At 68.0% G+C, this 18,672-nt stretch carries 15 protein-coding genes; 5 read left to right on the top strand and 10 right to left on the bottom strand.

The features are described from left to right. The first annotated feature begins 177 nt into the window (after positions 1–177). Both DBZ45_RS14080 and sufU read left to right on the top strand, forming a co-directional pair. Positions 178–1,503: a cysteine desulfurase gene (locus tag DBZ45_RS14080; RefSeq protein WP_111904510.1), complete on the top strand. Its 1,326-nt coding sequence runs from the start codon at positions 178–180 to the stop codon at positions 1,501–1,503. Between the two features lie 43 nt (positions 1,504–1,546). Beyond that, positions 1,547–1,996: a Fe-S cluster assembly sulfur transfer protein SufU gene (gene sufU, locus DBZ45_RS14085; protein WP_111904511.1), complete on the top strand. Its 450-nt coding sequence runs from the start codon at positions 1,547–1,549 to the stop codon at positions 1,994–1,996. Between the two features lie 9 nt (positions 1,997–2,005). Here sufU and nhaA read toward each other — a convergent pair whose 3' ends face one another. The 4 genes from nhaA to DBZ45_RS14105 form a co-directional block, all read right to left on the bottom strand. Then, the gene (nhaA, locus tag DBZ45_RS14090; RefSeq protein ID WP_111904512.1) at positions 2,006–3,376 is read right to left on the bottom strand and encodes a Na+/H+ antiporter NhaA; all 1,371 of its coding nucleotides are present in this window, start codon (positions 3,374–3,376) and stop codon (positions 2,006–2,008) included. A 129-nt stretch (positions 3,377–3,505) separates the two neighbouring features. Then, on the bottom strand, positions 3,506–3,727 hold the full coding sequence (locus DBZ45_RS14095) for an SCO4848 family membrane protein (protein ID WP_111904513.1): 222 nt from the start codon (positions 3,725–3,727) through the stop codon (positions 3,506–3,508). 4 nt (positions 3,728–3,731) lie between these two features. Further along, complete coding sequence (locus DBZ45_RS14100) at positions 3,732–4,229, bottom strand: DUF2505 domain-containing protein (RefSeq protein ID WP_111904514.1); 498 nt, start codon at positions 4,227–4,229, stop codon at positions 3,732–3,734. A 47-nt stretch (positions 4,230–4,276) separates the two neighbouring features. Next, on the bottom strand, positions 4,277–5,830 hold the full coding sequence (locus DBZ45_RS14105) for an SDR family oxidoreductase (protein WP_111904582.1): 1,554 nt from the start codon (positions 5,828–5,830) through the stop codon (positions 4,277–4,279). A 286-nt stretch (positions 5,831–6,116) separates the two neighbouring features. On the opposite strand from DBZ45_RS14105, the gene mfd reads away from it, so the two are divergent. Further along, positions 6,117–9,881 carry a transcription-repair coupling factor gene (gene mfd, locus DBZ45_RS14110; RefSeq protein WP_190243141.1) on the top strand — a complete coding sequence of 1,255 codons (3,765 nt, stop codon included), beginning with the start codon at positions 6,117–6,119 and terminating at the stop codon, positions 9,879–9,881. A 5-nt stretch (positions 9,882–9,886) separates the two neighbouring features. Further along, entirely contained in the window at positions 9,887–10,708 is an 822-nt protein-coding gene (locus tag DBZ45_RS14115) for a metal-dependent hydrolase (protein ID WP_111904584.1), read from the top strand. A gap of 115 nt (positions 10,709–10,823) precedes the next feature. Here the strand turns inward: DBZ45_RS14115 and DBZ45_RS14120 are convergent, their stop codons facing one another. The 6 genes from DBZ45_RS14120 to nirB all read right to left on the bottom strand — a co-directional run bounded on the left by DBZ45_RS14120 (position 10,824) and on the right by nirB (position 17,984). After that, positions 10,824–11,057 (bottom strand): hypothetical protein, encoded by a 234-nt coding sequence (locus DBZ45_RS14120; RefSeq protein WP_111904515.1) that lies wholly within the window; start codon positions 11,055–11,057, stop codon positions 10,824–10,826. Between the two features lie 46 nt (positions 11,058–11,103). Then, positions 11,104–11,841 (bottom strand): deoxyribose-phosphate aldolase, encoded by a 738-nt coding sequence (gene deoC, locus DBZ45_RS14125; RefSeq protein WP_190243142.1) that lies wholly within the window; start codon positions 11,839–11,841, stop codon positions 11,104–11,106. Positions 11,842–11,924: 83 nt separating this feature from the next. After that, complete coding sequence (locus DBZ45_RS14130; protein WP_111904516.1) at positions 11,925–12,785, bottom strand: FAD-dependent oxidoreductase; 861 nt, start codon at positions 12,783–12,785, stop codon at positions 11,925–11,927. Between the two features lie 320 nt (positions 12,786–13,105). After that, the gene (locus DBZ45_RS14135; protein ID WP_111904517.1) at positions 13,106–14,287 is read right to left on the bottom strand and encodes a uroporphyrinogen-III synthase; all 1,182 of its coding nucleotides are present in this window, start codon (positions 14,285–14,287) and stop codon (positions 13,106–13,108) included. A 14-nt stretch (positions 14,288–14,301) separates the two neighbouring features. Then, entirely contained in the window at positions 14,302–15,336 is a 1,035-nt protein-coding gene (gene cobA / locus DBZ45_RS14140) for a uroporphyrinogen-III C-methyltransferase (protein WP_111904518.1), read from the bottom strand. 2 nt (positions 15,337–15,338) lie between these two features. Beyond that, positions 15,339–17,984 carry a nitrite reductase large subunit NirB gene (nirB, locus tag DBZ45_RS14145; RefSeq protein WP_111904519.1) on the bottom strand — a complete coding sequence of 882 codons (2,646 nt, stop codon included), beginning with the start codon at positions 17,982–17,984 and terminating at the stop codon, positions 15,339–15,341. Positions 17,985–18,278: 294 nt separating this feature from the next. On the opposite strand from nirB, the gene nirD reads away from it, so the two are divergent. After that, positions 18,279–18,644, top strand: coding sequence for a nitrite reductase small subunit NirD (gene nirD, locus DBZ45_RS14150; RefSeq protein ID WP_111904520.1), 366 nt, complete (start codon positions 18,279–18,281; stop codon positions 18,642–18,644). The last annotated feature ends 28 nt before the right edge of the window (positions 18,645–18,672 follow it).

Consider the following 18,672-nt stretch of genomic DNA (forward strand, 5'->3'; position numbering starts at 1 on the left):
CCGACGGCATGAAAAGGGCGGCCCGCAGCGACGGGGGCCGCCCTTAGCCTGTGCCCCGGTCAGGCAGGCTCCGCTCCTGCCATGCTTCGCATGCTGGGGCCCATGCTGCTGCGAATGCTGAGGCCAAACGTGCTGTGGGACAATTGAGAGGTACCTCAAGGCACCCAAGGAGTCCCATTGGCCGTAGTATCAACGCCGACCACGCTGACGCGTGCCCTTTCTGCGATGGACAATGCCGAGGTCCTGCGGATCCGCAACGACTTTCCCGTGCTGAACCAGACGGTCAACGGCCGCCCCCTCATCTACCTGGATTCCGGCGCCACCTCGCAGAATCCGCAGAGCGTGATCGAGGCCGAGCAGGAATTCTATGAGCAGCGGAACGCGGCCGTGCACCGCGGTGCCCACCACCTTGCCGTGGAGGCCACCGAGGTGTTCGAGGACGCCCGGCAGACCGTGGCCGACTTTGTCGGTGCGGCCTATGAGGAGATCGTCTGGACCTCCAACGCCACCGAGGGCCTGAACGTCATCAGCTATGCGCTGTCGAACGCCTCGCTGTGGGCGGCCCAGGGACGCGGTGACTCCCGGCTACGGGACCTGGCCCTGGGACCCGGCGATGAAATCGTGGTCACCGAAATGGAGCACCACGCGAACCTGATTCCCTGGCAGGAACTGGCTTACCGGACAGGTGCGACGCTGCGTCACATCCCGCTGGACGACGCCGGGGTGCTGCGGATGGATGAGGCCGCCGAAATCGTGGGCGAGCGAACCAAACTGCTGGCGTTCACCCACGCCTCGAACGTGCTGGGCACCATCAACCCCGTCAGCGACCTTGTGGCCCTTGCCCGGCGGGCAGGCGCCCTGGTGGTGCTGGATGCGTGCCAGTCCGCACCGCACCTTGCCCTGGACGTCAAGCAGCTGGATGTCGATTTCGCCGTTTTTTCCGGCCACAAGATGCTGGGGCCAACCGGCGTCGGGGTGCTTTACGGCAAGCAGGAGCTCCTGGACGTGCTCCCGCCGGTCCTGACCGGTGGTTCCATGATCACCACCGTGACCATGGAACGTGCCGAGTACCTCCCCGCGCCGCAGCGGTTCGAAGCCGGCACCCAGAAAATTTCGCAGGCGGTGGCCCTTGCCGCCGCGGTCAACTACCTGACCGAAACCGGCATCGACCGGGTACACCGCTGGGAGTCCGAGCTCGGCCAGCGGATGGTGGCGGGCCTGGAAGCGATCGACGGCGTCCGCGTGCTGGGTCCGGCCGCCGGCCAGGACCGCATCGGCCTGGCGGCCTTTGACGTTGCCGGTGTCCACGCGCACGACGTCGGCCAGTTCCTTGACGCGCGGGGCATCGCGGTCCGTGTGGGCCACCATTGCGCGCAGCCGCTGCACCGGCGCCTGGGCCTGACAGCCACCACACGGGCCAGCGCCTACTTGTACAACACCACCGACGACGTGGACGAATTCCTGGAAGCAGTGTCCGGAGTCCGCGCTTACTTCCGGGCCTAGCCCCAAAAGACTAGTCCCGATCCCCGACGACAGGTACCTGAGCATGAGCCTCGACCAGCTTTACCAGCAGATCATCCTGGACCACTCCAAGGCCCGGCATGGCAGCGGATTGGCCGCCACCGCTGCCCCGGACGGCGCGTCCACCGGCCAATCACACCAGCTCAATCCCGTCTGCGGCGACGAGGTCACCTTGCGCGTGGCCGTGGACCACGGCACGGTGACCCAGCTGGCGTGGGACGGGGCCGGCTGCTCGATCTCCATGGCATCAGCCTCCGTGCTGAGCGAGATGGCCGAGGGCATGACCGTGGACGAACTCCGCTCGGTGATCGGGAACTTCCGCGACGTCCTGCGGTCCCGCGGAAAGATTCCGGCCGACCCGGAAATCCTTGGCGACGCAGCTGCCTTTGAAGGCGTGGCCCGCTACGCCGCGAGGGTGAAATGCGCCATGATCTCCTGGGTTGCGGCCGAGGACGCCCTGAACCAGGCAGCCTGACCGAACCTCTTAGCCGTCCTGTTCGGACCGTTCGAAGACATCCGGCACGCCGTCGCCGTCGTCGTCCCGGGTCTCCTCCGCCTCAAGGCGGCGGTAGTGCCTGTTGCGGGCCCTAAGAACGACGGCGGCCAACGCCGCGGCGGTCAGCGAACCGGCGAGGATGGCCACCTTGGCGTGGTCGTCCCGGGCTGAGCCGGAGCCGAAACTAAGTTCGGCGATCAGCAGCGAGACCGTGAAGCCCACCCCTGCCAAGAGGGACAGCCCGGCGACGTCGACCCACTTCAGCCCGTCGTCGAGCTGCGCGCGGGTGGTTTTCGTGACCAGGAATGTTGCCCCGAAGACGCCTAGCGCCTTGCCCGCGATCAGTGCTGTCACGATGCCCACGGCCACAGGGTCGGAAAGGGCTGACGTCAGTCCCGTGGTGCCGCCGAGCGCAACTCCCGCCGAGAAGAATGCGAAGACAGGGACCGCGAAGCCCGCTGACAGTGGACGGAGCAAGTGTTCCAGGCGTGCAGCCATGCCCGTGCCGCCAACGTCGGTGGTGCTGCCCGCAGTCGTGCTGCCCTGCTGGGTTTCCCGCCGCGAGGCGGCCACCGGCACGGTGAAGCCGAGCAGGACGCCCGCAACTGTGGCGTGGATGCCGGATGCGTGCACCAGGCCCCATGTGGCAACGGCCAGCGGCACCAGCAGGTACCAGCGGCTGACCCGTTTCTGCACCAGCCAGGCGAAGAGGGCCAGCGGGACAAGCGCAGCGAGCAGCAGGGCCGGCTGGAGCCCGGAGGAGTAGAAGAACGCGATGATGCCGATGGCGATCAGGTCGTCCACCACGGCGAGGGTGAGCAGGAACGTTCGCAGCGCCGATGGCAGGTGGGTGTTGATGACAGCCAGCACTGCCAGGGCGAACGCAATGTCGGTAGCGGTGGGGATGGCCCACCCGCGCAGCGCCTCGGCACCCGCGTTCCAGACAATGGCGGCGTAAATGATGGCGGGGGCGGCAACGCCACCGGCTGCCGCGGCCACGGGGACAACGGCCCGGGACGGTCGGCGCAGGTCACCGGAAACAAACTCGCGCTTGAGTTCCAGGCCTGCAATGAAGAAGAACAGTGCCAGCAGTCCGTCTGACGCCCAGTGCCCCAGGCTCAGCTGCAGGTGCCAGGGCTCGTAGCCCAGCTTGAAGTCACGCAATCCAAAGTAGGCGTCCGCGGCGGGGGAGTTAGCCCAGATCAGCGCTGCAGTCGTCGCGGCAAGCAGGAGTGCGCCGCCGACTGTCTCCGTCCGGAGAATGGCGGCAATGCGGAGATACTCCGGATACGTGGAGCGGCTGAATACCGGTAATTTCCGGGAGGGGAATCTGCGGGATTGGAAGGACGGCTTGGGCATTGCAGCTCCTCGCGGGCTCGGCTAATTACTTGCCGACCAGACTTCCCGGCGCACCATGTGTACCCAGCTTATCTGACCGCTGGTTGAGCTTGTCCAAACCAGGTTACGACAAGCTCAACCAGCGCGCCGTCAGCTGACGAGCGCCGCGATTCCGATGGCGGCCGTCGCGGCACCCAGCACCATGGACACCGTCACCAGGACCACGTGGACGGTGAGGAACTTCGTGGCCTTGCCGGCGGCGTCCCGTGCCCGCGGGTCCTTCATGACGCGGCGCAGGAACTGCGGCCACACCACCAGGGACCACACGCCCGAAACGATCAGGACCAGGGCAAGGAAGGCAGCGACGTCCACGGGCCTAGTGGCTTTCGAGCCAGGCCTGGGCCTGCTGCGACTGGATGTTCAGTGCCTTGCCCACCATAGGCTCGGCGGCGTCGGCAATCTTGCCGCCCAGGAACGGCACGGAGGACGTGACGTTGCCTTCAAGTTCAATCCGCGTGCTGCTGCCGTCCGCCACGAGACGCTGCACCGCGGCCACGTCGATCGGCGCGCCGGCGATCTTCAGGGAGATGGTGCTCTGGCGCGAGCCGTCGGCTGCGGGGGCGTCCCAGTTTTCCACCTGGGTCACCTTCAGGCTTTCGCCGACGAACTTGCGGGCGATTTCCGGCAGGCGCGTGGTGGGCAGGGTGCGCACCGACGTGGTGCTGAATTCCCCGGCGATGTCGCCTGCGACGGTGAAGGACTCGAGGGTGCCGCCGACGTATTCGCTGGTGTGGCGCTGGAAGTCCTCGTTCGCGAAGACTGCGGTGACGCTGTCGACGCCGTGGGGAAGGGTGGTGGAAGCACTCAGTGCCATTGATCCTCCGTCGTTGTGGGGTCAGAACGCTTTTTGCTCACCACATCCTACGGGGTTGGCTGCGCTTCCCCGGCACCGGTACGTCGGGCATCGGGCTCTGCGCCACGCGTTTTCTCCTCGGCGGACAGCCTCCGGGCCGCCGCGGTGATGTTGCGGGACATGGCCGGGAAGATGATGCTGTGGAACGGCAGAACAGCCAGCCAGTAGAGCCGCCCGCTGAGTCCTTTGGGGAAGAAGATCGCCCGCTGGCGGTAAAGGCTTCCCGTGCCGTCGGGCTCCACGCAGAGCTCCAGCCAGGCGCGTCCCGGCGCGCGCATTTCTGCCCGCAGGCGGAGCAGGCGGCCGCGCTCGATCCGCTCAACGCGCCACCAGTCCACCACCTCGCCGGCCACCAGATGGTGCGGATGCCGCCGGCCCCGGAGCAGGCCCGCTCCGCCCGAGAGCTTGTCCAGCCAGCCGCGTACGCTCCACGCCAGTGGGAGCGAGTACCAGCCGTTGCGGCCGCCGATCCCCTCGATGACCGTCCACACATGTGCCACGTCCACATCGCTGGCAAAGGTCCGCTCGTCGACATACACCCGGTGCCCGGCCCAGCCCGGGTCGCTCGGCAGCGGGTCGGCGTCCGCTCCGGCGTTGGCCCAGGTGGTTTCCACCTGGCCGTCGCGTTCCTTGCCGAGCGCCAGGGCCACGGCCCCGCGGTAGCCGGTGAGACCGCCGTCGGGCTGCTTGATGTAGGTGTCGATGTCATGTTCGGCCGAGACGGCATCGTGCTGGAGCGACTGGACCAGCGGCACGGACATGGACAGCGGAATCGGAGTCACGAGGGCAACCCACAGTCCGGCCAGCCTGGGCGCCGGCACTGGAAGTGCCAGGACCGGCCGAGCCGGCAGGCCTGCCTCGGCCGCGTACTCCTTCATCATCCCGGCGTACGTCAGGACGTCCCGGCAGCCGATGTCGAAGGTGCGGTTGAGTGGTTCCGCCAGTGCGGCGGCTCCGACCAGGTAGTAGAGCACGTCCCGGACGGCGATGGCCTCGATCCGGTTGCGGACCCAGCTGGGCGCCGGCATGAGGGGCAGGGTTTCGGCGAGGTGGCGGATCATCTCGAACGACGCCGAGCCGGAGCCGATCACCACCCCGGCCTGGAACACGATGGCGTCCACCGGGCCGGAGAGAAATACCTCACCCACCGCCTCCCGGGAGCGCATGTGCGTTGACAGTGCCGTGTTACGCGGGTGCAGGCCGCCCAGATAAACGATCCGCCGGACGGAGGCAGTTGCTGCGGCACCCGCCACAAGCTCTGCCATGGCTTTTTCCTTGGCCTCGAAACCGGAGCCCGCCGCCATGGAGTGGACCAGGTAATACAGCACGTCCACGCCCTGCAGGGCTTCCTCCAGCGCCGCGGAGTCGTCGAGGCTGCTGCGGACCACCTCGACGTCATCGAACCACGGAACGCCGGCGATTTTCTCCGGGGACCGGACCAGCACCTTGACGCGGTGGCCGGCGTCCAGCAGTCGGGGGACCAGCCGCCCGCCGATGTACCCAGTGGCGCCGGTGACAAGCACTGTCCGGGCCTCTTCTGCCCGGGCGTCCGCTGTCCGCACTTCGGGGCCGTCGCCGGCGTTTGCCGTTCCCCCAGTGCCGCTGTCAATTCCGCTGCTGTCATTTCCGGTTTGGTCGCTCACGCGAGTCTCCTTGGGGCGGCGGCATGGCTGTGCTGGACTTCAGGATGTGCTGAATTTCACCTGCTCAGCAAGCTTACCAATGCGGCGCCCGCGGCCCGGATGCCGCGCGCGTGCCCGCAGGGGTAGGCTGGAAGCCCCGGCATTCGCAAGAATCTCGGCTTTTCGTGTTGCCTGCGTTCGAATGAGATTCCAGGAGATCCTGCCCATGAGCTCCAAAGGCCAGAGCCGCCAAGGCCGGCGCCCCACCGGCCAGTCCTCCAACGGCCTGCCCCTCGAGGGCCTGCGTCGCGCCCTTCAGACGGACAGGACGTTCGCCCGGGTGCAGGCCGAGGCGGCACGGAGCTTCAGCGGCCGCAGCGAGGACTACCAGATCAGCGCCCCCGCAGGTTTGCGGCCCGTGCTCCTGGCGGAGATGGCGGACGGCCTGCTGAAGACAGCAGAAAACGACGGCGCCGCCGCGGATCACACCGCGCCGGGGGTGGTCATGGCCGTCACCGCCACGGGACGCGAGGCCGAGGATCTTGCCGCCGCGCTCCGCGCCTACCTGCCGGCCAACGCCGTGGCCGAGTTCCCCAGCTGGGAAACCCTCCCGCATGAGCGGCTCTCCCCGCGTTCGGACACGGTGGGCCGCCGCCTGTCGGTCCTGCGGCGCCTGGCGCATCCTGAAGACGCAGCCCACCGTGACAGCGCAATGCACCCTGATGGCGCAGCCCACCCGGAAAACGCGGCAGGCCCGCTCCGTGTGGTGGTGGCCCCGGTCCGGGCCGTGGTCCAGCCGATCGTGGCCGGCCTGGGGGAACTGGTTCCGGTGACGCTGAAGGTCGGCCAGGAGGTCCCGTTCAATGACGTGATCCGGAACCTTGCGGCCGCCGCCTACTCCCGCGTGGACATGGTCACGCACCGTGGCGAATTCGCCGTCCGCGGCGGCATCCTCGACGTGTTCCCGCCCACCGAGGACCACCCCATCCGGGTGGAGTTCTTCGGCGACGAGGTGGACCAGATGCGCTGGTTCGCCGTCGCCGACCAGCGCTCGCTGTCAGCCCCCGGCGTGCACCACCCCACCGAACTCCACGCCCCGCCGTGCCGGGAAATCCTCATCACGCCGTCGGTCATGTCCCGGGCTGCCACCCTGAAGTCCCAGCTGCCCGCTGCTGCCGACATGCTGGAGAAGATCGCCGGCGGCATTGCCGTGGAAGGCATGGAATCCCTGGCGCCCGTCCTCGTGGACGCCATGGTCCCGTTCATGGAACAGCTGCCCGCGGGTTCCATCTCGGTGATCATCGAACCGGAGAAAGTCCGCACCCGCGCCCACGACCTCGCGGCCACCAACGAGGAGTTCCTGGAAGCGGCCTGGTCCACGGCCTCCGACGGCGGGACCGCGCCGCTGGATCTTAGCTCGCAGGCCTCGGCAGCCCTGCACTCCGCCAGCTTCCGTTCCCTGGCCGAGACCCGCTCCGCGGCCCTTGGCAACGAGGTGTCCTGGTGGTCCATCACGTCGCTGGCCACGGACGAGGAACTGACGCCGGACATTGACGTGCTCAACCTGCACGCCCGGGAACCGCGCGGCTACCAGGGCGACGTGGCGGAAATGATGGACTTTATCGGCTCGCACGTGCGGGACCAGTGGCGGATCGTGGTGGCCACCGAAGGCCCGGGCCCCGCGCAGCGCCTGGCCGAACTGTTCCACGACGCGGACATCCCCTGCGCGCGGGTGGACACACTGGACCACGAACCCCAGGCGGGGATCATCGAGGTGACCACTGCCGCCGTCGGACGCGGGTTTGTCCTGGACGGACTGAAACTCGGTCTCCTGACCGAGGCTGATTTGCTGGGCCGTACCTCCGCAGGCTCCACGAAAGACATGCGCCGCATGCCGTCCAAGCGGCGGAACGCCGTGGATCCGCTGCAGCTGGTGGCTGGCGACTTCGTGGTCCATGAACAGCACGGCATCGGCCGGTTCGTGGAGCTGATCCAGCGGAAGGTGGCGGGTGGCGGCGACGGCGTCCGCGAGTACCTGGTGCTGGAGTACGCGCCGTCCAAGCGCGGGGCGCCGGGGGACAGGCTGTTCGTACCCACCGACCAGCTGGACCAGGTGACCCGCTACGTCGGCGGCGACACCCCCGTGCTCAGCAAGATGGGCGGCGCGGACTGGGCCAGCACCAAGTCCAAGGCGCGCCGGGCGGTCAAGGAAATCGCCGGCGAGCTCATCCGGCTCTACTCAGCCCGGATGGCCTCTCGCGGCCATGCTTTCGCGCCGGACACGCCGTGGCAGCGCGAGCTGGAGGAGGCCTTCCCGTATGTGGAAACCCCGGACCAGCTCACCACCATCAACGAGGTCAAGGCCGACATGGAGCGGGAGATCCCCATGGACCGGCTGGTGTCCGGCGACGTCGGCTACGGCAAGACCGAGATCGCCGTCCGCGCAGCCTTCAAGGCGGTGCAGGACGGCAAGCAGGTGGCCGTGCTGGTGCCAACCACCCTGCTCGCGCAGCAGCACTATGAGACGTTCACCGAGCGGTTCTCCGGCTTCCCGCTGCGCGTCAAGCCGCTGTCCCGGTTCCAGGCGTCCAAGGAAGCCAAGGAAACCGCCGAGGGCGTGAAGAACGGCTCCGTGGACGTGGTGATCGGCACGCACCGGCTGCTGTCCAAGGACTTCGAGTTCAAGGACCTCGGCCTGGTGATCGTGGACGAGGAGCAGCGTTTCGGCGTCGAGCACAAGGAAGCGCTGAAGAAGATGCGCACCAACGTCGATGTCCTGGCCATGAGCGCCACCCCGATTCCGCGCACCTTGGAGATGTCCCTGACCGGCATCCGAGAAACCTCCACGCTGGCCACCCCGCCGGAGGAGCGCCACCCCGTGCTCACCTACGTGGGGCCTTACACGGACAAGCAGACGTCCGCGGCCATCCGCCGCGAACTGATGCGCGAGGGCCAGGTGTTCCTCGTCCACAACCGCGTGTCCACGATTGAAAAGACCGCGGCCAAAATCCGCGAACTCGTCCCCGAGGCCAGGGTGGAGGTGGCGCACGGCAAGATGTCCGAGAGCCGCCTGGAACAGATGATCGTGGACTTCTGGGAGAAGCGTTTCGACGTCCTCGTGTGCACCACCATCATCGAAACCGGCCTGGACATCTCCAACGCCAATACCCTGATTGTGGACGGCGCGGACAAGTACGGCCTGTCGCAGCTCCACCAGCTGCGCGGACGCGTCGGCCGCGGACGCGAACGCGCCTACGCCTACTTCCTCTACCCCTCCGAAAAGCCTTTGGGCGAGGTGGCCCTGGAACGGCTGAAGGCCGTGGCCACCCACAACGAGCTCGGCGCGGGCATGCAGCTGGCCATGAAGGACCTGGAAATCCGCGGCGCCGGCAACCTGCTGGGCGGTGAACAGTCCGGCCACATCCAGGGCGTCGGCTTCGACCTCTACATCAGGCTGGTGGGCGAGGCCGTGGCCGAGTACCGCGGTGAAGCCGAGGAGAAGGCGGCCGAGATGAAGATCGAGCTGCCCGTCAACGCGCACCTGCCGCACGACTACGTGCCGGGGGAGCGGCTGCGGCTGGAGGCCTACCGGAAGCTGGCGTCGGCCATCACCAACGAGGCCATCGACGAGGTCCTCGCCGAGCTCGTGGACCGCTACGGCGAGCCGCCGCTGCCCGCCCAGAACCTCGTCGCCGTCGCGCGCTTCCGGGTGGGCGCCCGCGAAGCCGGGCTCTCCGACGTCGCCCTGCAGGGAAACTTCATCAAGTTCTCCCCGGCGCAGCTTCCCGAATCGAAGACCATGCGGCTCAACCGCATGTACCCGGGCGCGCAGTCCAAGCCCGCCCTCGACGCCGTCCTCATCCCCAAGCCGAAAACCGCAAGGATCGGCGGCCGCGACCTGCAGGACGCCGAAATCCTCGCATGGGCCGACGGCGTCATCCGCAACATTTTCTCCGACGCTCCGGTCCCGCTCGAAGCCACGAAGGGCTAGCCGTGATGGGAGGACACCACGCCGCGTCAGGGGCCGCGGCGTGGGTGGCTATTGCCTCGACGGGGCCGTACACCCTGGGCTGGTATCCGCTGGACGCCACCGGCGTGCTGATCGGCGGCATGGCGACGGCGGGCACCGCCCTCGTGTGCGACTGGGACCACCGCTCCAGCACCGTGGCGCACTCGCTGCCGCCGCTGTCCAACATGATCGCCGTGGGCATCGAGAATGCCAGCGGCGGCCACCGGCAGGGCACGCATTCGGTGCTGGGGGCGGCCATGTTCGTGCTGCTCGCCGCGGTGGCGGCGCAGATCCAGCTTGACACTCCGTGGGGCGTGCTGTCCGTCGGCGCCGGGCTGCTGTGCATGTTCATGATCAACATCGCGGCCAAGGCGCTGAAGCTGTTTCCGAAGTCCGGGTGGATCAGCAACTGGATCTTCGCCCTGGTCATGGCCGGCCTGGTGACGTGGTTTGCACCGCACCAGTGGACGTGGCTGCCCATGTCCATGCTGATCGGCGTCGTGGTCCACATTGTGGGGGACATGGTGACCACCGGCGGTGTTCCGCTGCTCTGGCCGCTGGTGGTCAAGCCGCCACGGTTCCTGCGCCGTTTGTGGGTGTTGCGGAACTTCTGGCGGCCCAACGGCGCCTTCTCCATCCCGCTGCTGGGCCGGGCCGGGTCACGGCGGGAGTGGCTGGTGCTGATCCCGGTGAGCGGCTACGCGATGGTGGGAATGTGCTTGGCGGCCTGGTCGCTGGCCGGCACCCATTTCCCTGCGGCGCTGGCCCTGGCCAGCCGGCTGGCCAGCAGCCTGCTCGGACTAACCTGACCGCGGGCTGCCCCGAGGCCGGCCGCCCTGACACACAGGACTGCCGTGATTCACAGGTTAAAAAGCTGAAGCCCCGGAACATTCCGGGGCTTCAGCTTCAAAGTCTGCGTGGCGTTTAGTATTCGCCGGCGGAATCCGAGCGGCCGGTGATGGTCTGCGGGATCCAGAACGCAAGGGCGAACAGGCCAAGGCACACGGCCATCGGCCACGGGTTCTCCAGGGACAGGAAGGACAGCGAGTAGATGGAACCCAGGAACAGGGCCATGAAGACCACAAAAAGAACGATGCTGCCAACCAGGGTGTTCTCGTTCTGGGGCGTCTTTACCTGCTGGTCAATCTTGCTGGACATTCATTCCTCCTCGGCCCCGCGGGGCTCAAACTGTGGCTGCCGCCGGTCAGTACGCAGACGAACCCTGTTCGCCGTTGACGATTGCAATACCGGAGCTGGCGCCAATACGTGTTGCACCTGCAGCAATCATAGCCTGTGCGTCCTCGAGCGAGCGCACGCCGCCGGAGGCCTTGACGCCCAGGTCCGGGCCCACGGTTCGCCGCATGAGGGCCACATCCTCGACCGTGGCGCCGCCGCCGTTGAAGCCCGTTGAGGTCTTGACGAAGTCGGCGCCGGCCTCCACGGCCGCTTCGCAGGCCAGGACCTTCTGGTCATCGCTGAGCAGGGCAGTCTCGATGATGACCTTGAGGATGGCCTCGCCCTGGTGGACGGCTTCGGCGACAGCCTTGATGTCGTCCACCAGGGCGCCCTTGTCCGAGGCCCTGGCCGCAGCGATGTCGATGACCATGTCCACTTCGTCGGCGCCGTCCAGCACGGCCCCGCGGGCCTCGAACGCCTTGACGTCGCCGGGCGTGGCGCCCAGCGGGAAACCCACCACGGAACACGTGAGCACGCCGGTACCCTTGAGCGCCGTCTTCACCGTCTTGACCCACACCGGGTTCACGCACACCGACTTGAACCTGTACTCGGCGGCCTCGGCGCACACCTTGAGGATGTCCGCCTCGCTGGCCTCCGGCTTCAGCAGCGTGTGGTCGATGAAGGAAGCGATGCCCTGCGCCCCGCGGCCTTCCCCGGCAGATCCTGTGGGGCTGGTCGCGGTGCCCGTGCTGGCTTCGTTGCTCATGCTGGTCCTTTCCATGGGCCTTTGGCCGGAGGCGCCCCGGGTGTCGCGGCGCCCTTGCGAACCATCCTGCCACAGCAGGAAAGCTAGGCAGCGGTGGCCAGTTGCCCGACGGTAAGTGCCGCCATGAGCTCGGCCGCGCAGACGCCGGCAGCTGACCCGGACGCCACCAGCAGACCCAGCCGCACGCCGTCGAACGCTGCCGCGTCCCCGACGGCCCAGATGCCCGGCACGGACGTGCGGAAGTCGCGGCCGACGACGATCCCTCCGGACGCCGCCGTCATCACGCCCGCGGCGGCAGCCAGACCGTCCTGGGGTGTGCGGTCCTCGGCGAGGACCACCAGGTCGCCGCTCATGCTGCTGCCGTCCTCGAACACGACACCGGCAGCCGGCAGCACAGAGCCAGCAAGCGTCGGCACGACGGCGACGGGCCGGGCAGTGGTGCGGACCGGCCGGACGCCGCGGGCGCGGAGTACCGCTTCGGCCTGCCCGGCGGCGGGACCCGTGCCCACCAGAATGCCCAGCGGCCTGCGGCCGAGCACCCGGGTGACTTCCTTGACGGCGTGGCCGATCTTCGCGGCGTCATCGATGGTGGAGTAGCTGAGGCAGCGGCCGGCGCCGTCGACAGGGGAGTCCACCGGGGCCGAGCCGGTGGCGATGACCAGCTGGTCGTAGCCGAACTCCAGGCCGTCGGCGGTGGTGACCACCCTGGCGGCGGCGTCGATGTGGCTGGCGGGCTGGCCGAAGCGCACTGTGACGAACGGCAGGGCGGCCAGTTCCAGCAGGTCCTCGGGGGCGTCGTCGCGGCTGCTCAGCACCGTGACGGTTCCGGGGAACTGTGCGGCGGCCAGCTGGGCCACGAGGGCCTGGGCTGCCGGGCCTGCCCCGGCGATAACGATCTTGGCGGCAGGGGTGGCGGTGGACGGAAACTGTGCCGGAGCGGACATGTGCTGGCCCTTTCGAAAGCTGCACCAGGCGGGCCGATCTGGGCCCTGTTGTGCTGATGGGACCCAGCCTAGGGGGAACGTTTTTCGCGGGTGTTTCCCTGGTGTTGCCTGTTCTTCTCGGCCCGTTCGCCAGTATTTACGGACCGGTAATGGCGTGGGTCACACCGCGGTGACTCCACGGTGACAAGGCAACGCGGGGTCACTTACAGCCCAATCGGAGGGCCTTATTGGGCGCTAAGTGACCCTCCCCGCCCGCACCCTAGCCTCGCAAGCTCGGCCAGGGAACCCTGCGGGCGTGGGCCCCCGTTGCTGTAATAGGGCTAGACGCGGATGCGGTAGCCGCGCTTCACTACTGTTTCCACGAGCTTGCCGTCGGGCAGGGAAGACCGCAGCCGGCTGACCGTCATGTCCAGCGCGTGCACCGAGCCGCGCAGTTCCAGCAGCTCGGACAGGGACTCCCGGGAAAGGACCGCACCGCCGGCGCCCAGGAGCGCGCGGAGCAGCAGCAGCGGTGCCGGGGCAATCTCCACAGGCTCGCCGTCAATGCGCAGCGACCGGCCGCGCAGTTCCACATTTCCGGACCGCGTGTCGAGGCGTCGCACATGGTTCAGCGCGAGGTGCTCGCACACCAGCCTGATCAGCGCGCCCATCCGGAACCGTTCCGGCACCAGCGGGGTGATGCCAGCGTCCAGCAGCGGCTGCGCCGTCACCGGACCAACGACGGCGGTTGTCACCGTGGTCTTCAGGCTCTCCACGAGCTGCTTGTACAGCCCCATCTCGTGGGCCGTGCTCCACATGGCGTCCACGGCGGGGGCACTCGTGAAGGTGAGGACGTCCAGGTTGCCGCTGCACGCTGCCTCGATCAGGCGGGGGAGCCGGTCGGCGCCGTCGGGCTTGACCCAGCGGTACGGGGTCACGGTCAGGACGGTGGCACCGGACATCCGCAGCCGTTCCAGCTGGCGGACATCCGTGTAGCCGTGCAGCTGCACGGCCACGGTCTTGCCGCGCACGCCCTCGGCCAGCAGCATGTCCACCAGTGTTGCGGTGGTTTCGTCGCTGCTGATCCCGACGTCGGCCAGGCCGGCCGCGCGCACGGCGCCGCGGGCCTTGGGCCCACGGACGAACATCCGGCAGGCGGCCAGGGTTTCCAGCAGCTCCTCACCGATCCCCGAAGCGTCCGCCGCCTCGCACCAGCGGCGCATGCCGTAGGCGGTGGTTGCGATGCAGAGGTCGGGCTTGGCCGCGATGATCGTCTTGGTGTCCTCGATGAGGCTGATGTCCTCGTTCACGGGGGCGATCTTCAGTGCCGGGGCGTGCAGGACCTCGGCGCCGCGGCGTTCCAGGGCCTCGATGAGGTCCCGCGAACGGCGGTGGGACGTCACGCCGATCCGGAAACCCTCCAACGGGGCCTCGGCCGCCGCCTCCGGAGCGGTTTCGGTGAGCGCGGGCCCGGCGGGCGGGGTCTCGGCGGGTGATGTTTCAGTGGGGGCTAGTACATTCATTGCGTTCATGCCTATCACGAACCCAGCAGCGAGGCCGCCAGACGGTCGAGTTCCGCCTCGGCCTCGGCATGCCCGCGGTTGGCCTCAGCCACCCGCACCACCTCGCCGATCACCAGGACGGCGGGGTTGCTGCAGCCGGCGGCGGCAGTTGCGATATTGCCCAGTTCCGCGATGGTGGTCTTCTGGCCCGGCCGGTAGCCGCGCTCCACCACGGCCATGGGCATGTCGGCGCGCATCCCGGCGCGGCGAAGGCCGGCGGCGAGGTGGTGCAGCGTGCCGATGCCCATCAGCACCACGATGGTTCCGCCCAAGCCGGCCAGGTGCGTCAGTTCCTTCTCGGTGAGCGGCGCGTGGCCGGACACGACGGTGAACATGTGGCTGACTTCACGGTGCGTCACGGGGATGCCGGCGGCAGCGGGCACGGAGATGGCGCTGGTCACGCCCGAAATCACCCGGACGGGAACGCCGGCGGCGACGCAGGAGGCAACTTCCTCCCCGCCGCGGCCGAAGACGTAGGGGTCGCCGCCCTTGAGGCGCACCACGTTGTTGCCTTCCAACGCGGAAGCGACCATGAGCTTTTCGATGTCGCCCTGGCTCACCTTGTGGTGTCCCGGGCGCTTTCCGACGTCGACGAGCTCGGCGGAGGTGAGGGACGCCAGCTCCTGGTACGGGGCCAGCCGGTCGTAGAACACGACGTCGGCATCGCGCAGGGCCTTGACGGCCGCCACGGTCAGCAACTCGACGGTGCCCGGGCCGCCGCCAACGAGCGTGACGTGGCCGGACCGGCCGGCGGCCGGCTCGGCCGCCACCGGAATGCCGGCGGCGCGGCAACGGTCCAGCAGCGGCTCCCAGCCGGTCTGGCCGTCGTCGACCGCCGCGACGAGGAACGGACGCTCGGGGAGGGGGCCGTCGTGCCCGGCACCCTGCGGGGTGCTGAGGCGGGAGACGACCGCGCCGGCTGCCTCGTAGCGGCGGACGGCCTGGCGGGCGGCGAAATCCGAGCCGGTGACCAGGATGTCGCGGCCGGTGAGATCAATGCTGAGCTGCATGCCTATACCTCATTCTCATCGCGGGGCCGCAGGGGAATGGAAGCGCCGATCAGGACTGGCTGCTGAACGGCCAGCGCCTTCTCCTCGGCTGTTGCCGGGCGCATCTGGCCGCGCTCGTCCGGGACGAAGGTGATCGAATCGTCCTTCTGGTCAGGGGCATTGACGAAGGAGCGGAACCGGCGGAGGCGCTCGGGGTCCTTCAGGGTGTCTGCCCACTCGTCGATGTAGGTGTCGACGTGCTTGGCCATGGCTGCCTCGAGGTCCTCGGCGATGCCCAGGGTGTCCTTGACCACCACGTCCTCGACGTGCTTGATGCCGCCGTCGAGCTCTTCCTGCCAGCGTGCGGTGCGCTGCAGGCGGTCGGCAGTGCGGATGTAGTACATGAAGTAGCGGTCGATGTACTTGATCAGGGTTTCGTCATCGAGGTCCTTCGCCAGCAGCTGGGCGTGGGCCGGGGTGGCACCGCCGTTGCCGCCGACGTACAGGTTCCAGCCGTCCGCGGTGGCGATCACGCCGACGTCCTTGCCGCGGGCCTCGGCGCATTCGCGGGCACATCCGGAGACGCCCATTTTGAGCTTGTGCGGGCTGCGGAGGCCGCGGTAGCGGAGCTCGAGCTGGATGGCCATGGCCACCGAGTCCTGGACGCCGAAGCGGCACCAGGTGGAACCGACGCAGGACTTTACCGTGCGCAGGCTCTTGCCGTAGGCCTGGCCGGATTCGAAGCCGGCGTCCACAAGTTCCTTCCAGATTTCCGGGAGCTCCTCCAGCCGGGCACCGAACATGTCGATGCGCTGGCCGCCGGTGATCTTGGTGTACAGGTTGTACTTTTCGGCGACGGCGGCGATGACGCCGAGCTTCTTCGGGGTGATCTCGCCGCCGGCGATGCGGGGGACCACCGAGTAGGTGCCGTCCTTCTGCATGTTTGCCAGGGCGCGGTCGTTGGTGTCCTGCAGGGTGCCGCGGCCGGCGTCCAGCACGTAGGCGCTGTTCTGGCTGGCGAGGATGTTGCCGATGGTCGGCTTGCAGATGTCGCAGCCCGCGCCGGTGCCGTACTTGGCCATGATCTCCTCGAAGGAGGTCAGTTCCAGGACGCGGATGGCGTCGAACAGTTCCTGGCGGGACAGTTCGATGTGCTCGCAGAGGGCCTTGGAGACCTCGACGCCGGACTTGGTCAGTTCGGTTTCCAGCAGCTTCTTGAGCATGGGCACGCAGGAACCGCACTGGGTGCCGGCGCGGGTGCAGCCCTTCAGCTCACCGAGTTCCTGGACCGGGGCGTTGCCGTCGCAGGCGCCGCAGCCGTTGATCGCGTCGCGGATGGTTCCGGCGGTCACGTTGTTGCAGGAGCACAGGGTGGCGTCGTCCGGCAGCTCGGTTTCGGGGGCGTCGCCGCCGCCCGCCGCGCTGAGGAACGCTCCGGGCTCGGCGGGAAGTTCGCGGCCCAGGAGCGGACGCAGGCTCATGTACGGTGAGGCGTCACCCACGAAGATGCCGCCCAACAGGGTCTTGGCGTCATCCGTGGTGACGATCTTTTGGTAGACGCCGCGGGCGGGGTCGGCGTAGACGATCTCGAGGGCGTGCTCGGTCTTGGCGAAGGCGTCGCCGAAGCTGGCGACATCCACGCCGGACAGCTTCAGCTTGGTGGCGGTGTCGAAGCCGGGGAAGGTCGCATCCCCGCCGTGCAGGCGGTCCGCCACGATCTCGGCCATGGTGTTGGCGGGGGCAACGAGGCCCAGGCACATGCCGCCGAAGTTGGCTACTTCACCAATGGCCCAGATACCCGGCACCTCGGTGGCGCAGTAATCGTTGATGACCACGCCGCCGCGCTGGCCCAGGCTGAACACCTGTTCCTCGCCCTCGGCTGCGCGGAAGAGTTCGTCGCGGGGCCGGACGCCGATGGCAACGATCACCATGTCGGCATCGATGGTGCGGCCGTCGGCCATGAGGACACCCGTGACCTGGCCCTCGTCGTCGGATAGGACCTCCGACGGGAAGACACCGCCGTGGACTTCAAAGCCCTTGGCCTTGATGAGCCGGCCCATTGCCTGGCCCGCTCCTTCGTCGAGCTGCGTGGCCATCAGCCACTGCGAACCGTCGATGACGATCGGCGTGGCGCCCAGCTGCTCCGTGCCGGCGGCCGATTCGAGCCCTAGGAGGCCGCCGCCGATGGTGACCGCTTTAACCTTGCGGCCGAGCTTTTCCGTCAGTTCGGCGATGGCCTTGTTGATGGCCCAGACGTCTTCAAGCGTGCGGTACACGTGGGTGAGCTCGGCGCCCGGGATCGGCAGGCGGGCGGCATTCGAACCGGTGGCCACCACCAGTTCGTCGTATTCGAAGGTGTTGCCGGCAGCGGTTTCCACCGTCTTGGCCTCGGCATTGATCTTGACCACGCGCTCGCCGGTCTTCAGGTCCACGGAGGGGTGGTCCCACATGGCAGCCTCGCCCAGGGTGAGGTCGTAGTCCATGTCGGTGAGGGCCTTGGAGAGCGCCACCCGGTCATAGGGGAGGTGGGCTTCTTCAGTGAGGACAGTGACATGCCAGCCTTCGAGGCCACGGGCATGCATGGCATCGGCAAAACGGTGGGCTGCAGGGCCGCCGCCGGCGACCACAATGCGGCGCGGAGTCGATGAGGTTGAAGTCTGTTCGGTCACTGTGGGCCTTTCGCTGGGCCGCAGACGGTGCTCTGCAGCTTGTGCGTCCAGCCTAGGGAGCCGCAGTTTCGCTTCAGTTTCCCAATTGTTTCGTGAACTTAACTTCTGCATCACGGGCTTGTTTCGGGCCATGTGAGGTGTCTTTTACGTTCTTGACACATTGACCGCACCCCGTCGAAACACCGTCACCCTAGCTTTGGAATACGGCCGCAGCGGCGGCAGCACTAGGCGCAAACACGCGCCTCGCAGGACCGGCCCGCCGCCGGAAAGCACGCAAAGGGAGAGGAGCCGGACATGACGGCAACACTGGAACTTGAGGATCTCGCCACCGGATATGCGGCAGGCTGGCACCGCGTCTGCGCGGTGGAGGACCTGGAACTGGCCTGGGGGGAAGCGGCACTCGTGGCCGGCCGGCAGGTGGCCCTGTTCCGCACAGGCCCCGGTGAGGTTTTCGCCGTGGCGCAGGAGGACCCGGCCACCGGCGCCTTCGTTATGGCGCGCGGCATCCTCGGATCACGCGGCATGCGCCCCACCATCGCCTCGCCGCTGCACAAGGAGGTCTACGACCTCGAGACGGGTGAATGCTTTGGAAACGGGGAGCTGCGCCTGCCCGCCTTCAGCACGCGCATCGTGGACGGCTTCATCGAGGTTGAGCTCTAAGACTCAAGCTCCCGGCGGCCCGCCCGTA

Origin of the sequence: Arthrobacter globiformis (assembly GCF_003261175.1) — a bacterium.
GTDB lineage: Bacteria > Actinomycetota > Actinomycetes > Actinomycetales > Micrococcaceae > Arthrobacter > Arthrobacter globiformis_A.

What these genes read in the sequence shown, in the direction of transcription:
- sufU (WP_111904511.1), top strand. Translation starts at nt 1,547, where the DNA reads ATGAGCCTCGACCAGCTTTACCAGCAGATCATCCTGGACCACTCCAAG.
- nhaA (WP_111904512.1), bottom strand. Translation starts at nt 3,376, where the DNA reads ATGCCCAAGCCGTCCTTCCAATCCCGCAGATTCCCCTCCCGGAAATTA.
- DBZ45_RS14100 (WP_111904514.1), bottom strand. Translation starts at nt 4,229, where the DNA reads ATGGCACTGAGTGCTTCCACCACCCTTCCCCACGGCGTCGACAGCGTC.
- mfd (WP_190243141.1), top strand. Translation starts at nt 6,117, where the DNA reads ATGAGCTCCAAAGGCCAGAGCCGCCAAGGCCGGCGCCCCACCGGCCAG.
- DBZ45_RS14115 (WP_111904584.1), top strand. Translation starts at nt 9,887, where the DNA reads ATGGGAGGACACCACGCCGCGTCAGGGGCCGCGGCGTGGGTGGCTATT.
- DBZ45_RS14120 (WP_111904515.1), bottom strand. Translation starts at nt 11,057, where the DNA reads ATGTCCAGCAAGATTGACCAGCAGGTAAAGACGCCCCAGAACGAGAAC.
- deoC (WP_190243142.1), bottom strand. Translation starts at nt 11,841, where the DNA reads ATGAGCAACGAAGCCAGCACGGGCACCGCGACCAGCCCCACAGGATCT.
- DBZ45_RS14130 (WP_111904516.1), bottom strand. Translation starts at nt 12,785, where the DNA reads ATGTCCGCTCCGGCACAGTTTCCGTCCACCGCCACCCCTGCCGCCAAG.
- DBZ45_RS14135 (WP_111904517.1), bottom strand. Translation starts at nt 14,287, where the DNA reads ATGAATGTACTAGCCCCCACTGAAACATCACCCGCCGAGACCCCGCCC.
- cobA (WP_111904518.1), bottom strand. Translation starts at nt 15,336, where the DNA reads ATGCAGCTCAGCATTGATCTCACCGGCCGCGACATCCTGGTCACCGGC.
- nirD (WP_111904520.1), top strand. Translation starts at nt 18,279, where the DNA reads ATGACGGCAACACTGGAACTTGAGGATCTCGCCACCGGATATGCGGCA.